Here is a 16,056-nt window from a genome sequence, read left to right as displayed (position 1 = left end):
TGACAGGAGGTGCCCGTGAGCACCGACCCCTTGAGCACCAAACAGGGGAAGTCCCCCGACCCGGAGAGCGGCCAGACCGCCCCGGACCGGACCGCGGGGGTCCACTCCGCGAACTCCAATCCCACCACCTGGTGGCTGACCGGCGGCTCCGTGCTGCTGGTCGGCGCCGTCGTCGCCGCGGTGGTGCTCTTCTTCGGAGGCGGGGACGACCAGGTCTCCCCGGACCCGGCCCGGGTGGCCGAGCTGGAGGCCTCCGCCGACGCCCGCCACGTGGACCAGGTGTCCAGCCTGATCGGCCACACCAGGGCCGCCCACGAGGAGCTGGTCCCGGCGCTGGAGTCCCTCAACGGGGTCCTGCCCGCCGACGGCTCCGCACCCTCCGACGACTTCCCGGACGGCGAGGAGATCGACGCCTGGCTCGGCACGATCCGGGACGCCGGGGCCCACTTCGACCTCGGCGACTCCGGCCAGACCGACTTCAACGTCACCCTCGCCGGACTCGACGGCTCCGTGGACCTGCTCGGTTCGGCGGTGAGCGCCTACCAGGCCGCCTCCCAGTCCGACGGGGACCAGCAGACCGAGCTTCTGGAACTGGCCGCCGACCTGCGCGACCAAGCCGTGACGGCCTGGTCGGTGGCGGCCACCCAGCTCGACATGGTCAGCATCGACGCCGGGCACGGCCACATCCACCTGTACCTACCCTCCGAACCGGGCAGCGGCGCCCTCCAGCCCGACGAGGCCGAGGACGGCGACGGCGCGACCGGGGACGGGCCGCCGCCCGCCCACGACGGCCACTGAGCCGGGGCCTCCAGCAGCACCAGCACGACAACCAGCAGGGGAGCACATGACACGCATCGGAGTGTGGTTGGTCGGAGCGCGCGGGTCGGTCGCCACCACGGCCGTCCTGGGCGCGCTGGCAGTGCGGGCGGGCGCCGCCGAGCGGACGGGGTGTGTGACCGAACGCCCCGAGTTCGCCGACGCGGGCCTGCCCGGCCTCGGTGACCTGGTCTTCGGCGGCCACGACCTCTCGGACACCCACCTGTCCAAGAGCGCGGAGCCGCTGGCCAGGTCGGGTGTGATCCCGCCGCACCTGCCTGAGGCCTTCGCCGAGGAGCTCGACGCGGTGGACCGGCGCGTCCGCCGGGGCGTGGAGCCCCGCCCCGAGGGGTTCGCCCGGTGTCATGTGGACCGTCTGGAACAGGACCTGCGCGCGTTCGCCGAAGGCGAGGCGGTGGAGCGCGTGGTGGTCGTGGACCTGTCCAGCACGGAGCCCGCCCCGGAGCGGGTTCCCGAGCTGGACGAACCCGAACTGCTGGAAGCGGCCCTGGACGCGGGAACCGCCCGGATCCCGGCCAGCTCGGTGTACGCCTACGCGGCCCTGCGGGCGGGGTGCTCCTTCGTGGAGTTCACCCCGAACGCGGGGCCGCGCCCGCCCGCGCTGGCGGCCCTGGCACGGGAACTGGGTCTGCCTTGGGCGGGCTCGGATGGCAAGACCGGGGAGACCCTGGTCAAGAGCGTGCTCGCGCCGATGTTCGCGGCCCGGGCGCTGCGCGTGCGCTCGTGGTCCTCCATGAACCTCCTGGGCGGCGGCGACGGCGCGACCCTCGCCGACCCCGCCAGCAACGAGAACAAGACCGCCTCGAAGGCCCGGGGGCTGGAGCACCTGCTGGGGCACCCGGTGGACGGGCCCCTGCACATCGACTACGTGCCCGACCTGGGTGACGCGAAGACCGCCTGGGACCACGTGTCCTTCGAGGGCTTCCTGGGAACCCGGATGAGCTTGCAGTTCACCTGGTCCGGCTACGACTCGGCGCTGGCGGCGCCCCTGGTCCTGGACCTGGCCCGGTTGGCCGCCCACGCCCACCGGACCGGCCGGTCCGGACCGGTCCCGGAACTGGGCTTCTTCTTCAAGGACCCGGCCGGGAGTGACGTGCACGGACTGGTGGCGCAGTGGGAGGCGCTCACCGCCTGGTGCGCCGCCGAGGGGACGGGGCGCGGATGAGCCGGAAGCTGAGGGCCCTGGCCCGGTTGGTGCGCCTGCCCGCCGCGTTGACCGTGCTCGGCGACTCCCTCACCGGCGCGGCCGCCGCGGGCCGGCTGGACCGGCCCGGCACGTGGGCCCTCCCCGCGGCCTCGGTGTGCCTGTACTGGGCCGGGATGGCGCTCAACGACTACGCGGACCGCGACCTGGACGCGGTCGAGCGCCCCGAACGCCCGTTGCCCTCAGGCGAGGTCACCCCGGGCGAGGCCCTGGCCGTGGCGACCGGGCTCACGGCTGCCGGGGTGGGGATCGCCGCGCTGGCCGGGGGCGGCCGCTCCGCTCTGGTGGCCACCGCCCTGGCCACCACCGTGTGGACCTACGACCTCGTCCTCAAGCCCACGCCCCTGGCCCCGCTGGGCATGGCCGTCAACCGGGGGCTGGACGTGCTGCTCGGTGCCGGTGACCGGACCGGCGCGGCCGCGCTGCCCGCGGCCGCCATGGCCGTCCACACCTACGGGGTGACGACGTTGAGCCGGGGCGAGGTCCACGGCACCCGACCGGAGGTGGCCGCCGGGGCGTTGGCCTGCACCCTGGCCGGGGCCGCAGTGGCGGCTTACCCGGCGCGCACGGCTCCCGCCACGGTGCGGGGTTCGCTGGCCGAGCTGGCGGCCGGGGCCTTCGCTGGCTCGTTCGCGGCCACCGTGGGAACGGCCCAGGCCCGGGCGTTGGCCGAACCCAGCGCGGACCACGCGCGCGCGGCGACCGGGACCGGCATCCGGGGGATGATCCCGCTCCAGGCGGCGCTGCTCTCCCGGTACGGGGCGGTGGGCACCGCGTGCGCGTTGGCCGCCGGGGCACCGGTGACCGCGCGGGCGGCGAGGGCGGTGTCGGTGACATGAGCGAGCAGCTGAGGCTGGGGTACGGGACGAACGGGTTCTGGGACCACCGGCTGGTCGACGCCCTGGCGATCATCGCCGACCTCGGTTACGAGGGGGTCGGTCTCACCCTCGACCACCCGCACCTGGACCCGTTCTCCCTGGACGTGAAGGCCCGGGTGGCGGCGGTCGCCCGCAGGCTGGACGAGCTGGGACTGGCGGTGGTCGTGGAGACCGGTGCCCGGTACCTGCTGGACCCGCGCCGCAAGCACGAACCCACCCTGGTCTCCGACCGGGACCGCGACGTGCGGGTCGACCTGCTGCGCCGCGCGGTGCGGATCGCCCACACCCTCGGGGCGGAGGCGGTGTCCTTCTGGTCGGGCGTCCTGCCCGCCGGGGCCACGCGGGAGGAGGGGCGCGAACGGCTCCTCTCCGGCGTGGAGAAGGTCCTGGTGACGGCGGAGGAGCTCGGCGTGGACCTGGCCTTCGAGCCCGAGCCGGGCATGTTCGCCGAGCGCCTGGAGGACGTCCTGGAGCTGCGGCGCGCGCTGGGCGACCCCGCGCGGCTCCGGGTGACCCTGGACGTGGGGCACGGCGTGTGCAACGAGCCCGACGGCCCCGAGGGCACGGTGGCCCGGGCCGGGGACCTGATCGCCAACGTGCAGCTGGACGACATGCGCCCCCGGGTGCACGAACACCTGGAGTTCGGGGAGGGCGACCTCGACCTGGCCGGAGTGCTGGGCGCCCTCGACCGTGTCGGTTACACGGGGCTGGCTTCGGTGGAGCTGCCCCGGCACGGGCACGCCGCCCCGCTGGTCGCCGAGCGCTCCAAGCGGGCGCTGGACGCGGCCTGGTCCCGGGTGCTGGAGGAACGGGGGAAGCCGGAGTGATCAGCAGGGGCGGAGACCGAACCGGGAGGGGAGGCACCGTGGTGGACGCCGGTGACCTGTTGGAGGGGGACGCGCGTACGAGGCTGGCCGCGTTGCGCGCCGAGGTGGCCGAGCACCCGGAGCGCGTCGCGGTGCTCTTCCCGGCCGCCGCGCGCCGGGTGGCGCGCGGCGCCGGACCCTCCGGCGACCCCACCGGGGCGGAGGGGCCGACCCTCGACGACCTGGTGCGCGCGGACCTGCTGCGTGTGCTGGCCGGGGCGCTGCCCCCGGCGGACCTGGCCCGGGAGGTGGACGCCCTCTACGAGTACGGGGACGCCGAGGAGCGCCGCGCCGTCCTGCACGGGCTGGACCGCCTGGACACCCGGGAGCCCGAGGTCGCCGCCACCGCCCGGCGCCTGCTGGCGGACGCCCTGCGGACCAACGACACCCGTCTGGTCGCCGCGGCCGCGGCCAGCGGGGCCCAGGCCCTGCTGGACGAGCACGCCTGGCGCCAGACCGTGCTCAAGTGCCTGTTCGTCGGGGTGCCGCTGCGCCTGGTGGCGGGGGTGAACGAGCGCGCCGACGCCGAGCTGGCCCGCATGTGCGCGGACTTCGCCCGTGAACGCGAGCGCGCGGGCCGCGCGGTGCCCGCCGACGTCCACCGGGTGCTGGAGCGCTTCCCCCGGACCACCGGCCCGGACCGCCCACAGGGTCCGACCCCCCGCTCATAGGAGGCGTCATGCGTATCTTCGACCCGCACATCCACATGACCTCGCGGACCACCGCCGACTACCAGGCGATGCACGACGCCGGTGTGCGGGCCCTGGTGGAGCCCGCGTTCTGGCTGGGGCAGCCGCGCACCAGTGTGGGCTCCTTTCGCGACTACTTCGACGGCCTGGTCGGCTGGGAGCGCTTCCGGGCAGCCCAGTTCGGTATCCGCCACCACTGCACGATCGCGCTCAACCCCAAGGAGGCCAACGACCCCCGCCTGGCCGGGGTGCTCGACCTCCTCCCCCGCTACCTGGCCAAGGACGGAGTGGTGGCCGTGGGCGAGGTGGGGTTCGACTCGCGGACCTCCGAGGAGGAGAAGGCCTTCCGGCACCAGCTGGAACTGGCTCGGGAGTTCGGTCTGCCGGTGCTGGTGCACACCCCGCACCGGGACAAGGTCGAGGGCACCCGGCACACCCTGCGGCTGGTCGAGGAGTCGGGGATCGCCCCGGAGATGGTCCTGGTGGACCACCTCAACGAGACCACCGTGGAGATGGTGCGCGACTCAGGCTGCGTGCTGGGCTTCTCCATCTACCCGGACACCAAGATGTCCCCGGAGCGGATGGTGCGCGTGCTGTCCGAGTGGGGTCTGGACCGCATGGTGGTGAACTCGGCGGCCGACTGGGGGCACAGCGACCCGCTGACCACCCTCTACACGGGTCAGCGGATGCTGGAGGCCGGATTCACCGAGGACGACGTGGACCGCGTGCTGTGGCGCAACCCCGTGGAGTTCTACGGGCGCAGCGGCCGCCTGCTGCTGGAGGAGGACACGGGACCGGCGGCCGGAGCCACCTTCTCGGGCAACTCGATCCTGCGCGGCGAACGCCCGGAGGTGGAGCCGCCGGAGGGCGCTGCGGAGGACCCGCGAGGGGGCGCCGAATGAGGTTCCGGCACCCCGACGGCACCGTCGTCCACCTCGCCTACTGCACCAACGTGCACCCGGCCGAGGACCTGGACGGCGTCCTGCGCCAGATCCGGGTGTTCGGCGGCGGGGTCCGCGCGGCCCTGGACACCGACCTGCTCGGGCTCGGCCTGTGGCTGCCCGCGCCCCTGGCCCGCGAACTGGCCCGCTCCCCCGCGCTCACCGACCGGCTGCGCGCGGGTCTGGCGGCTGCCGGGCTGGAGACCGTCACGCTCAACGCGTTCCCCTACACGGGGTTCCACGCGCCCGTCGTCAAGCACGCCGTGTACTCACCCGACTGGACCGAGCGGGCCCGCCTGGACTACACCGTGGACTGCGCGCGGGTGCTGGCCCGGCTCATGCCCGACGACGCCGCCAGGGGCAGCGTCTCCACCCTGCCCCTGGCGTGGCGGGAGCACTGGGACACCGGGCGCCAGGCCGCGGCGCGAGCGCACCTCACCGAACTCTCCGCCGTGCTGGACGGGCTGGCCGACGCGGGGCGCCCGGTCCGGGTGGGCCTGGAACCCGAACCCGGCTGCGCCGTGGAGACCACACGGGACGCCGCCCGGCTCCTCGCCGACCCGCCCCCGCACGTGGGAGTGTGCCTGGACACCTGCCACCTGGCCGTGGAGTTCGAGGAACCGGGCGCCGCGCTGGACCGTCTGGCCCGGGCCGGACTCCCGGTGGTCAAGACCCAGGCGTCTGCCGCCGTGGAGGCGCCCGACCCGACCGCCCCCGGGACCCGCGCCGCCCTCACCGCCTTCGCCGAGGACCGGTTCCTGCACCAGACCCGGGAGCTGGACGAGGGTCGCACCCGGGCCCGGGACGACCTGCCCGAGGCCCTCGATGGTCCCCGTCCCCTGGACGGCCGGGGCCCCTGGCGCACCCACTTCCACGCGCCCCTGCACTCCCCGGCCGCCGCTCCCCTGCGCGGCACCACGGACCACCTCGACCGGACCCTGTCCCGCCTGTTCGGCCCCGACAGCGCCCGCACCGACCACGTGGAGGTGGAGACCTACACCTGGACGGTGCTCCCCGAGGACCGGCGGCCGGTCGGCGAGGAGGGGCTGATCGCCGGGATCGCCGCCGAACTGGCCTGGGCCCGGGACCGGCTCACCGCACTCGGGCTCACCCCGCTCTGACGGCCCACCAAGGCACGCCACGGCCCACCAAGGAAGGGACCGCCACCCATGACCAGCCGCCTCCTCGTCGTCAACGCGGTCGGGCTCACCCCCCGCCTGCTCGAACACGCCCCACGCCTGCGCCGACTGGCCGAGCGCGGGTGGCGGGCCCCGCTGGACACCGTCCTGCCCGCCGTCACCTGCACCGTGCAGTCCACCTTCCTGACCGGGACCGCCCCCGCCGACCACGGCGCCGTCGCCAACGGCTGGTACTTCCGGGATCTGGGTGAGGTGTACCTGTGGCGTCAGCACAACCGGCTGGTCCAGGGCGAGAAGGTGTGGGAGACCGCCCGCCGCCACCGCCCGGACTTTCGGACCGCCAACGTCTGCTGGTGGTACGCCATGGGCGCCACCACCGACTGGACCGTCACACCCAGGCCCGTCTACCACGCGGACGGCCGCAAGTCCCCCGACTGCTACACCCGGCCGGTCGAGCTGCACGACGAACTCACCTCGGAGCTGGGCCCCTTCCCGCTCTTCAACTACTGGGGGCCGACCGCCTCGATCCGCTCCACCGAGTGGATCGTCGCCGCCACCCGCAAGCTGCTGCCCCGGGCCGACCTCACCCTTTGTTACGTCCCCCACCTGGACTACGACCTCCAGCGGTTCGGCCCGGACTCCGAACGGGCGCGGCAGGCGGTGCGCGACCTCGACGCCGCCCTCGCCCCGCTGTTGGACGACGCCGAGGCGGCCGGAGCGGCCGTCCTGGTGCTGAGTGAGTACGGGATCACCCCCGCCGACCAGCCGGTGGACGTCAACCGGCTGCTGCGCCGGGAGGGCTTCCTGGAGGTGTACACGCAGGAGGGCATGGAGTACCTCGACCCGTGGGCCTCGCGGGCCTTCGCGGTCGCCGACCACCAGTGCGCGCACGTGTACGTCCGCGACCCGGACGACCTGCCGAAGGTCGCCGAACACCTGCGGGGGCTGGACGGGGTCGACCTCGTCCTGGACCGCGGGGCCCAGGCGGAGTACGGGCTGGACCACGAACGCTCCGGGGAACTGGTCCTGTTCGCCCGGCCCGGCGCCTGGTTCACCTACTACTACTGGCTGGACGACAGGTCGGCCCCCGACTTCGCGCGTGGCGTGGACATCCACCGCAAGCCCGGCTACGACCCGGCCGAACTCTTCCTGGACCCCGCCGACCCCCTGGTCAAGGCGAGGGCGGCGGCCAACCTGGTCCGTAAGAAGGCGGGCCTGCGCTACACGATGAACGTCGTCCCCCTGGACCCGGGCTGTGTCCGCGGCACGCACGGACGCCCGCACGACGATCCCCGGGACGGGCCCCTCGTGCTGTGCACCGAACCCGCGCTCGCCCGCGAACGCGTCGCCGCCACCGAGGTGCGCGACCTCATGCTCGGCCTCGTCGGTGTGCCGGCACCGGCGGGGCCGACCCCGCGCTGAACCCCCGGCGATCCGGGGCGGGGCCGTCCGGCCCCGTCCCACCAACGACCACCCTGGAGGCAGCCCGATGACCCGACCGGTCACCCTCTTCACCGGCCAGTGGGCCGACCTGCCCTTCGAGGAGGTGTGCGCTCTCGCCTCCTCCTGGGGCTACGACGGCCTGGAGATCGCCTGCTGGGGCGACCACCTGGACGTCACCCGCGCCGCCGTGGACGACTCCTACGTCCGGGAGCGCCTGAAGATCCTCGAACGGCACGGCCTCGGAGTGTGGGCGATCTCGAACCACCTCCTGGGCCAGGCGGTGTGCGACGACCCCATCGACCACCGGCACCAGGACGTCCTGCCCTCCCGGGTCTGGGGCGACGGCGACCCGGAGGGGGTCCGCCAGCGCGCGGCCGAGGAGATGAAGCTGACCGCCCGGGCCGCCGCGAAGTTGGGCGTCTCCACGGTGGTGGGCTTCACCGGCTCGGCTATCTGGAAGTACGTGGCGATGTTCCCGCCGGTCGGCGCGGACGTGATCGAGGCCGGCTACCGGGACTTCGCCGACCGCTGGAACCCGATCCTGGACGTGTTCGACGAGGTGGGAGTGCGGTTCGCGCACGAGGTGCACCCGTCCGAGATCGCCTACGACTACTGGTCGACCCAGGCGGCCCTGGAGGCCGTGGGGCACCGGGAGGCCTTCGGGCTGAACTGGGATCCCAGCCACATGGTGTGGCAGGACATCGACCCGGTCGGTTTCCTGTGGGACTTCCGCGACCGCATCTACCACGTGGACTGCAAGGACGCCCGCAAGCGCGTGGGCAACGGCCGCAACGGGCGGCTCGGATCCCACCTTCCGTGGGGCGACCCGCGCCGGGGTTGGGACTTCGTGTCCACCGGTCGCGGCGACGTTCCGTGGGAGGCGTGCTTCCGCGTGCTCAACTCGATCGGCTACCAGGGGCCGATCTCCGTGGAGTGGGAGGACGCCGGCATGGACCGCCTGGCCGGGGCCGCCGAGGCGGTGCGGTTCGTGAGGGCGAACGCCTTCGACGCCCCCGAGGCGTCCTTCGACTCCGCCTTCGGGTCGGACTGACCGGTCCGGCCGGGGAACGGAGCGTCCGGTGCCACGGGTCCCCGTGGCACCGGACTCACATCATCGGCGCGATGACCACCCGGTAGTGTCCGCCGTCCGACGTCGCGACGTCGTGGCGGAAGTCGTTGACCCGGTTGACCGAGCGCTGCACGGCGTCACTGCCGAAGGCACTGGTGTCCACCGAGGGCAGATGCTCCCGGAGGGCGAGGACCGCCTCGTCGACGGACAGCGCTGTTCCCCGGTGTTCGGGGGTGATGCGCTGGCCGCCGTCGGTGAGCCGACTGATCGCGATCCGGAACATTCCGGGCTCCCTGCACTGCCGGGGGGATGGTCACCGGCATTCTCCCCCATACTCGGCGGACTGGCCAGTGGGGGTCAGAGCCAGACGACCTTGGAGTCCTCCAGGTCGTAGCGGGCCGCGACGACCTCCAGCCTGCCGTCGGAGACGAACTCGCCGAGTTCGTCGTCCTCGCGCAGGAGCCGCGCGATGTGCTCCGCGTTGGCCCGGACGCAGTCGTCGAGGAAGTCCTCGCCGTCGTCGGGGGTGGACTCGACGACCTCCAGGATCTCGGCGACCAGACCGCCGATGTGTCCGTGCGGGAGCTCACCGGTGCGGTGGGCCTCCACGGCGGCGTCGACGGCGCCGCAGGTCTGGTGACCCATGACCACGATCAGCGGCGTGTGCAGGTGCTCCACGGCGTAGGTGAGGCTGCCGAGCACGGAGCCGTCCAGGACCTGGCCGGCCGAACGGATGGTGAAGAGGTCGCCCAGGCCCTGGTCGAAGACGAGTTCCGGGGGGACACGGGAGTCGGCGCAGCCGAGGATGGTCGCGAAGGGCGCCTGGCCCTCGACCAGTTGCGCGCGGCGGGCTCTGCCCTCGTTCGGGTGTCTGGACGCGTATCGCGACCAGCGGCGGTTTCCCTCCTTGAGCAGGCGCAGGGCCTCCCGGGCGTTCCGGGCGGCGGGGGCCGCGGGGGCGGCGTCGGCCCAGGCGACGGAGGCGGGGATGGTGGTGGCGACGGCGGCGCCGACGCCGCCGAGAAGCGACGCCTTGAAGGCACCGCGACGGGTTATAGCCATTTGGGGCTCTTTTTCCGTTTTACGAACAAAATGACTTTTGCCAGCAAAGCGGGTAAAAGCTACTCCTGGCTCGGGAGCGCTCACAAGTGGATTGACGCGTTCCTAACGCCGCATGGCCACATTCAGCCAACCCCGGAATCAGACGTGCTTGCGGGCCTGCACGAAGTCGAACCGGCCCGCCACGAAACGGGGGTCGGTGAGCGACGATGTGGCCGCCGGGTTGGCGCCCGAGCCGTGGAAGTCGCTGAAGGCCGCCGACTGGTTCACGAACACCTCGCCCGTCAGGTTCGCGGAAAGGTTGACCCCCGCCTCCAGTGCCGTTTCCTCCGCACGCTCCAGCACGTCCTCCATGGTGGAGTACACGGAGGCGGTGATGGCACCGCGCTCGGCGACGGTCTCGCCGAACAGGCGCAGGGACTCGTCGGTGTCGGCGGTGGTGATCACGAAGGAGACCGGGCCGAAGTGCTCGCGCCCGTACACGTCGCGGTCCCGCGCGGACAGCCGGACCAGGGCCGGGGTGCGGACGACGGCCCCCGGGAACTCCGGGTGCTCGGGTGCCGTCGGGGCGAGCAGGACCTCGCCCAGGTCCGCCACGGCGTCCACCCGCTCCCGCACCCCGTCGTTGACCACGGCGCCCAGCACGCCCACCAGGCGGGCGGGGTCGGCGGCGATCTCCGAGACTGCGGCGGCGAGGTCGGCTGCGAACCCGTCGGCGCTCCGGTGCCCCTCGTCCGTGGTCACGCCCCCGGCCGGGATGTAGACGTTCTGCGGGGTGGTGCACATCTGGCCGCTGTACAGCGCCAGCGAGTGGGCGAGGTTGGCGAGCATCGGACGGTAGGCGTCCGTGGAGTCCACGACCACCGTGTTGGTCCCGGCCTTCTCCGTGCTGACGAAGGCCTGTCGGGCGTTCTCCTCCAGCCAGTCCCCGAACTCCGTGGAGCCGGTGAAGTCCACGAGCCGCGTCTCGGGGCGCGTGGCGAGGTCCGCGGCGAGGCGGTCCTCGGGGGCCTCGGCCGCCAGCAGGACCACGTCGGGGTCGAGCCCCTGTTCCGTGAGCACGTCGCGCGCGACGGACACGGTGATGGCCAACGGCAGGACCGCGCCCGGGTGCGGCTTGACGATCGAGGTGTTGCCGGTGACCAGGTTGGCGAAGAGCGCGGGGTAGGAGTTCCAAGTGGGGAAGGTGTTGCAGCCGATGATCAGACCGACCCCCCGGCCCCGCGCGGTGTACCGCTTGGCCATGGTGATCGGGCCGCCCCGGCGTCGGGGCTTCTCCCACCGGGACTCGCCCGCGTAGTGCGTGATCAGGTCGTGGGCGAGGGCGACCGCCTCCAGCCCCCGGTCCTGGGCGTGCGGTCCGCCCGCCTGGAAGGCCATGACGAAGGACTGGCCGGTGGTGTGCTGCACCGCGTGCGCCATCTCGAAGGAACGCCGGTTGAGACGGTCGAGGATCTCCAGACACACCCCCGTGCGCACGTCGAGGGGTACGCGGCGCCAGGAAGCGAGGGCGCGGCGGGAGGCGGCCAGCAGCGCGTCGGGGTCGGCGCGCGGGTAGCCCACGCCCAGTTCCGGGCCGTAGGGGGAGCGTTCCGTGGCCACGCGGCCCCTCCCTCCCGGTCCGGACAGCGGGAAGTCCCGGTCGAGGAGCGCCTCGAAGGCGGCCCGCCCCCGGGCGGCGGCGTCCTCGCCGTAGACCGACCGGCTCGGCGACTCCGGGAAGGCGGAGTGGTGGTAGCGCCCGCGGACCGCCGCCACGGCGTCGTCGAGGGTGGTCCGGTGTCGTTCCAGCAGGTCCGGGTGGGATTTCGACACGGCGCGCGCCCTTCCTCAGGTGGTGGTGCGGGGTCTAGGGTGGTTTACCAACCGACCGTTCGTTAAGTTAGCAAACCCTCGGGCGGCCGACGCGGTCGGACCACCGACCCCGCGCACGTTCGCCCCCGTCACGAGGTAGATTCGACAACCGTGTCCCGATCTTCCGCACCCGAACCAGCCGCCCCGAGGCAGACCGGCAGGCGCCGCTCCGGCCGCCCCGGGCACGACGCCGACTCCGTGCTCCGCGTGGCCGCTCGCGTGTTCAACGAACGCGGGTACGACGGAACGAGCATGGAGGACCTGGCTCGTGCCCTCGGCGTGACCAAGTCCGCGATCTACCACCACGTCACCGGCAAGTCCGAACTCCTGCGCCAGTCGCTCGACCTGGCCATGGACGCGCTGTTCGAGGTCACCCGCGAGGAGGGCGCGACCACCGGCCCTGCCATCGCGCGGCTCGAACACGTGATGCGCGGCAGCGTCCGGGTGCTCGTCGAGGAGCTGCCCCACGTCACCCTGCTGCTGCGGGTGCGCGGCAACACCGAGGTGGAGAAGCACGCCCTGGAGCGGCGCCGCAGGTTCGACCACCTCATCGCCGACCTCGTCCGCGAGGGTGTGGTCGACGGTGACATCCGCAGCGACGTCGACCCCGCGGTCGCCTCCCGCCTGCTCTTCGGCATGGTGAACTCGATCGTCGAGTGGTACAAGCCGGACCGGGGCATGTCCTGCGAGGAGATCGCCGACTCCCTGTGCCGCATCGCCTTCGAAGGGTTGCGGTCCAGCCGGGACTGATCGCCCCACTGGCCCCAGGAATCACCCCTGGCCACATCAGGCCATCGATTCGGTGGTGGAACCCCTGGTCATCGGCGGCGAGCGTCCCTACGCTCCATGAACGGGGGTCATGTCTGGGACCCACTTCATGGAAAGCAGAGGGACCGTGTCCGATCTCCTCCCCCAAGGCTGGATGACACCCTCGATCGCCTACGCCATCTCGGTCATAGGCGCGTTCCTGGGACTCTCCTTCGCGGCCAGGGCCCGCCGCACGACCGGCTTCTTCCGATGGCAGTGGCAGGGGCTGGCCGCGCTCGCCCTGGGCGGCATGGCCATCTGGGCGATGCACTTCGTCGCCATGCTCGGGTTCAGCGTCCCCGGCACCGCCCTGCGCTACGACGGTCCCCTGACCGCCGTCAGCGGGGTGATCCCGGTGGTGGCCACCGTGCTCGCCCTGCACCTGATCGTGCGCCAGGCCACCGCCGTGCGGCTCCTGGCCAGCGGCGTCCTGGTCGGCGTCGGCATCATCGCCATGCACCACGTCGGCGTGGTCGCCATGAACGTGCACGGGACCATGCACCACGACCCGACCCTCACGGCCGTTTCCGCCGTGATCGCCGTGGTGGCCTCCACCGTCGCCCTGTGGTGCGCCCGCCAGTTGCAGGGACCGCCCGCGATCCTCCTCGCCTCCGCGGTGATGGCCGCCGCGGTCACCGCCACGCACTACACCAGCATGGCCGGGATGCACGTGGTCCCGCCCGACTTCACCCCCGTCAGCCCACCCGACGGAGCCAAGGCCTGGGACCTCCTGCTCCCGGTGATCACCGGGCTGTTCGTCCTCCTGCTGATCTGCAGCCTCTTCCTCCTGCTCGGCGACGACGAGGAGAACGAACGTCGGGACTACTCCCGCGCCTCACACCGGGCGGCGGAACACACGGTCGGCTCCGAGGACACCTACACGCCCCGACACGGCGCCCCGTCGGAACCCCGGCCCGGGGACGACGTGTGGACCCGGCGCCGCTGACCGGCACCGGAAAAACCACTGGCACCGCGCCCGAGCCCTGTCCTAGGGTCGGTGCGTGCCGTGCGGTCCGCGCCGGCCGCTGACGAGAGGAGCACGCCATGGCCCACCCCATGCCCGGCCCCGGTTTCCGAACTTCCGTCGTCAGCGAGCCGTAGGTAGCGTCAAGCGGCGGCTCGCGCTCCCAGAAAGAGCACCGTGAGTCACCACAGCACGAACCCCATATCCGAAGAACACCCCGCCCACCCGCTCTCGGCACTGGGCTGGAACACCCGCGTCGAGACCGCCTTCGACGCCGTCGCCCACAACGCGCCGCACGTCCTGCTCCCCGCCCGGGTCTCCGAGGCCCGACGAGGCGCCGTCGGCGTCCGCCTGCCCGGGCACGAGACCGCCGCGCTCTCCCCCGAGGTGCGCAGGGCCGCGGAGGCCGACCCCTTCACCGCACCGACCAGCGGGGACTGGGTGGCTGTCCGTCGCTCCGGCGACACGTGGCTGGTCGAGGCGGTCCTGGAACGCTCGGGGACCCTCGTCCGCCAGGGCGTGGCCAAGGACTCCCATGACCAGGTCCTGGCGGCCAACGTGGACGCCGTCCTCATCTGCGAGGCCGCCGACCAGGGACCCAACGTGGGTCGTCTGGAACGGTTCCTCAGCCTCGCCTGGACCAGCGGCGCCGCACCCGTCGTCGCCGTCACCAAGGCCGAACTCGCCGGTGACCGCCTCCCCGAGGTGGTCGAGCTGGTCGAGTCGGTCACCACGGGCGTCGAGGTGCACACCGTGAGCGCACACAGGGGCCTCGGCCTGGACGAGCTGTCCGCCCGTCTGCGCCCAGGGGCCACCTGGGTCCTGCTCGGCACCTCGGGCGCCGGGAAGTCCAGCCTGCTCAACGCGCTGGCCGGGCGGCCGGTCATGGAGACGGGGGCGATCCGCGACGACCGTCGCGGCCGCCACACCACCACCCACCGCCAGCTGATCGCCATGCCCGGGGGCGCGCTGTTCCTGGACATCCCGGGAGTGCGCCGCATCGACGTCCCCGGGGACGGGAGTGGCTTGGAGCGCGCCTTCGCCGACGTCAACGAACTGGCGGAACGGTGCCGGTTCCGGGACTGCTCCCACGGCGCCGAGCCCGGGTGCGCGGTCAGGGCCGCCGTGGACGAGGGTGAGCTGGACTCCGGGCGCCTCGAACGCTGGTTCAGGCTGCGCCGCGAGGCCGGGTGGAACCGGTCCCGGGGCGACGCCCGCCTGCGTGCGGAGCGCCGCAGGGAGTGGAAGCGCAACACCCGCGAGGGACGGGAGGCCGGCAGGCTCAAGCGCGGCCTCTGACCCGGCTCGGGGCCGGGGCGGGTGTTCACCCGCTCCGGCCCCGCCCGTTCAGAACCCGAAGGCCCGCCGCGCGTTGTCCGCGACGATCCCGGCCAGCTCCTCCTCGCCCAGTCCCTTGGTCCCGGCCAGCACCCGCAGGGTGAGCGGGATGAGATAGGGGGCGTTGGGGCGGCCCCGGTAGGGCTTGGGAGTGAGGAAGGGGGCGTCGGTCTCCACGAGCACCAGTTCGGGCGGGGCGACCTTGGCCGCCTCGCGCAGGGGCTCGGCGCTGGCGAAGGTGACGTTGCCCGCGAAGCTCATGTAGTAGCCCCGCTCCGCGCACACCCGGGCCATGTCGGCGTCGCCGGAGAAGCAGTGGAAGACCACCCGCTCGGGCGCGCCCTCCTCCTCCAGGATCCGCAGGACGTCCTCGTGTGCCTCGCGGTCGTGGATCATGAGCGCCTTGCCGTGCCTCTTGGCGATGGCGATGTGGCGGCGGAAGGACGCCTCCTGGGCGCGGGCGCCCTCGGGACCGGTCCGGAAGGTGTCCATGCCGGTCTCTCCGACCGCCACCACCTGTGGAAGCGCCGCCAGCGCGTCGATCTCGGCGAGCTCCGCCTCCAGGGCCTCGATCCCCCCGGCGGGGCGGGCCTTCCCTGTCCAGTCGGTGTCGTCGGCCTCCACGCCCTCGGCGCCGTCGCCGTGCACCACGCGCGGCGCCTCGTTCGGGTGCAGGGCGACGGCGGCCCACACCTTGCCGGGGTGCTTCGCGGCGACCTCCGCCGCCCAACGCGAGGAGGACAGGTCGACGCCCACCTGCACGAGCGGGGTGACGCCCACGGCCTCGGCGGCCGCGATGATCTCCTCGACCTCGGGCGTCTGCATGTCCATGTGGGTGTGGCTGTCTGCCACCTGCACCGGCAGCGCCTCGGGTGCGGGGGGCGGGGTCTGCGCGTTGCGCTCCCTGACCGCACTGCCCTTGCGTCTGCCCATGTCATGCCCCCATCACCGTGTACCGCGTGCGCCGT

The 16,056-nt window shown here is 73.2% G+C and carries 16 protein-coding genes; 12 read left to right on the top strand and 4 right to left on the bottom strand.

Translation table 11 applies throughout. The features are described from left to right. The first annotated feature begins 15 nt into the window (after window positions 1–15). From KBX21_RS08550 to KBX21_RS08510, 9 genes are all read left to right on the top strand, one after another. On the top strand, window positions 16–798 hold the full coding sequence (locus KBX21_RS08550) for a hypothetical protein (RefSeq protein WP_210841562.1): 783 nt from the start codon (window positions 16–18) through the stop codon (window positions 796–798). A 46-nt stretch (window positions 799–844) separates the two neighbouring features. Then, window positions 845–2,002: an inositol-3-phosphate synthase gene (locus KBX21_RS08545; RefSeq protein WP_210841561.1), complete on the top strand. Its 1,158-nt coding sequence runs from the start codon at window positions 845–847 to the stop codon at window positions 2,000–2,002. Further along, complete coding sequence (locus KBX21_RS08540) at window positions 1,999–2,880, top strand: SCO3242 family prenyltransferase (protein WP_210841560.1); 882 nt, start codon at window positions 1,999–2,001, stop codon at window positions 2,878–2,880. The genes KBX21_RS08545 and KBX21_RS08540 overlap by 4 nt, the downstream gene beginning before the upstream one ends. Next, window positions 2,877–3,746, top strand: a complete 870-nt coding sequence (locus KBX21_RS08535) for a sugar phosphate isomerase/epimerase (RefSeq protein ID WP_210841559.1) — start codon at window positions 2,877–2,879, stop codon at window positions 3,744–3,746. Before KBX21_RS08540 ends, KBX21_RS08535 begins: the two co-directional genes overlap by 4 nt. 38 nt (window positions 3,747–3,784) lie before the next feature. Further along, window positions 3,785–4,456: an EboA domain-containing protein gene (locus tag KBX21_RS08530; protein ID WP_307869177.1), complete on the top strand. Its 672-nt coding sequence runs from the start codon at window positions 3,785–3,787 to the stop codon at window positions 4,454–4,456. 8 nt (window positions 4,457–4,464) lie between these two features. Continuing rightward, a complete protein-coding gene (locus KBX21_RS08525; RefSeq protein ID WP_049569731.1) occupies window positions 4,465–5,376 on the top strand; it encodes a TatD family hydrolase in 912 nt (303 codons plus the stop codon). Further along, entirely contained in the window at window positions 5,373–6,536 is a 1,164-nt protein-coding gene (gene eboE / locus KBX21_RS08520) for a metabolite traffic protein EboE (RefSeq protein ID WP_210841558.1), read from the top strand. Before KBX21_RS08525 ends, eboE begins: the two co-directional genes overlap by 4 nt. Before the next feature lie 48 nt (window positions 6,537–6,584). Next, window positions 6,585–7,976, top strand: coding sequence for an alkaline phosphatase family protein (locus tag KBX21_RS08515; protein ID WP_210841557.1), 1,392 nt, complete (start codon window positions 6,585–6,587; stop codon window positions 7,974–7,976). A gap of 67 nt (window positions 7,977–8,043) precedes the next feature. Further along, window positions 8,044–9,048, top strand: coding sequence for a sugar phosphate isomerase/epimerase (locus tag KBX21_RS08510; RefSeq protein ID WP_210841556.1), 1,005 nt, complete (start codon window positions 8,044–8,046; stop codon window positions 9,046–9,048). Window positions 9,049–9,103: 55 nt separating this feature from the next. On the opposite strand, the gene KBX21_RS08505 is transcribed toward KBX21_RS08510, so the two are convergent. The 3 genes from KBX21_RS08505 to paaN form a co-directional block, all read right to left on the bottom strand. Then, window positions 9,104–9,349, bottom strand: a complete 246-nt coding sequence (locus KBX21_RS08505; protein ID WP_017543904.1) for a hypothetical protein — start codon at window positions 9,347–9,349, stop codon at window positions 9,104–9,106. Between the two features lie 74 nt (window positions 9,350–9,423). Continuing rightward, complete coding sequence (locus KBX21_RS08500; protein WP_049569716.1) at window positions 9,424–10,128, bottom strand: carbonic anhydrase; 705 nt, start codon at window positions 10,126–10,128, stop codon at window positions 9,424–9,426. A gap of 138 nt (window positions 10,129–10,266) precedes the next feature. Further along, window positions 10,267–11,940: a phenylacetic acid degradation protein PaaN gene (gene paaN, locus KBX21_RS08495; protein WP_210841555.1), complete on the bottom strand. Its 1,674-nt coding sequence runs from the start codon at window positions 11,938–11,940 to the stop codon at window positions 10,267–10,269. A 246-nt stretch (window positions 11,941–12,186) separates the two neighbouring features. Between paaN and KBX21_RS08490 the strand changes: the two genes are divergently transcribed. The 3 genes from KBX21_RS08490 to rsgA all read left to right on the top strand — a co-directional run bounded on the left by KBX21_RS08490 (window position 12,187) and on the right by rsgA (window position 15,049). Then, a complete protein-coding gene (locus KBX21_RS08490) occupies window positions 12,187–12,729 on the top strand; it encodes a TetR/AcrR family transcriptional regulator (protein WP_026129138.1) in 543 nt (180 codons plus the stop codon). Window positions 12,730–12,874: 145 nt separating this feature from the next. Next, complete coding sequence (locus KBX21_RS08485) at window positions 12,875–13,732, top strand: MHYT domain-containing protein (protein WP_374225703.1); 858 nt, start codon at window positions 12,875–12,877, stop codon at window positions 13,730–13,732. A gap of 195 nt (window positions 13,733–13,927) precedes the next feature. Beyond that, window positions 13,928–15,049 carry a ribosome small subunit-dependent GTPase A gene (gene rsgA, locus KBX21_RS08480; protein WP_210841553.1) on the top strand — a complete coding sequence of 374 codons (1,122 nt, stop codon included), beginning with the start codon at window positions 13,928–13,930 and terminating at the stop codon, window positions 15,047–15,049. A gap of 48 nt (window positions 15,050–15,097) precedes the next feature. Here rsgA and KBX21_RS08475 read toward each other — a convergent pair whose 3' ends face one another. Next, entirely contained in the window at window positions 15,098–16,021 is a 924-nt protein-coding gene (locus tag KBX21_RS08475; RefSeq protein ID WP_210841552.1) for a TatD family hydrolase, read from the bottom strand. Between the last annotated feature and the right edge of the window lie 35 nt (window positions 16,022–16,056).

This window comes from Nocardiopsis sp. B62, from assembly GCF_018070675.1.
In the GTDB taxonomy this organism is placed as follows: Bacteria; Actinomycetota; Actinomycetes; order Streptosporangiales; family Streptosporangiaceae; genus Nocardiopsis; species Nocardiopsis prasina.
Note: the sequence above shows the minus strand (reverse complement) of the source record. Positions and strands in the feature narration are given on the sequence as shown.

What these genes read in the sequence shown, in the direction of transcription:
- KBX21_RS08475 (WP_210841552.1), bottom strand. Translation starts at nt 16,021, where the DNA reads ATGGGCAGACGCAAGGGCAGTGCGGTCAGGGAGCGCAACGCGCAGACC.
- KBX21_RS08525 (WP_049569731.1), top strand. Translation starts at nt 4,465, where the DNA reads ATGCGTATCTTCGACCCGCACATCCACATGACCTCGCGGACCACCGCC.
- eboE (WP_210841558.1), top strand. Translation starts at nt 5,373, where the DNA reads ATGAGGTTCCGGCACCCCGACGGCACCGTCGTCCACCTCGCCTACTGC.
- KBX21_RS08545 (WP_210841561.1), top strand. Translation starts at nt 845, where the DNA reads ATGACACGCATCGGAGTGTGGTTGGTCGGAGCGCGCGGGTCGGTCGCC.
- KBX21_RS08515 (WP_210841557.1), top strand. Translation starts at nt 6,585, where the DNA reads ATGACCAGCCGCCTCCTCGTCGTCAACGCGGTCGGGCTCACCCCCCGC.
- KBX21_RS08535 (WP_210841559.1), top strand. Translation starts at nt 2,877, where the DNA reads ATGAGCGAGCAGCTGAGGCTGGGGTACGGGACGAACGGGTTCTGGGAC.
- KBX21_RS08540 (WP_210841560.1), top strand. Translation starts at nt 1,999, where the DNA reads ATGAGCCGGAAGCTGAGGGCCCTGGCCCGGTTGGTGCGCCTGCCCGCC.
- KBX21_RS08500 (WP_049569716.1), bottom strand. Translation starts at nt 10,128, where the DNA reads ATGGCTATAACCCGTCGCGGTGCCTTCAAGGCGTCGCTTCTCGGCGGC.
- KBX21_RS08510 (WP_210841556.1), top strand. Translation starts at nt 8,044, where the DNA reads ATGACCCGACCGGTCACCCTCTTCACCGGCCAGTGGGCCGACCTGCCC.
- KBX21_RS08505 (WP_017543904.1), bottom strand. Translation starts at nt 9,349, where the DNA reads ATGTTCCGGATCGCGATCAGTCGGCTCACCGACGGCGGCCAGCGCATC.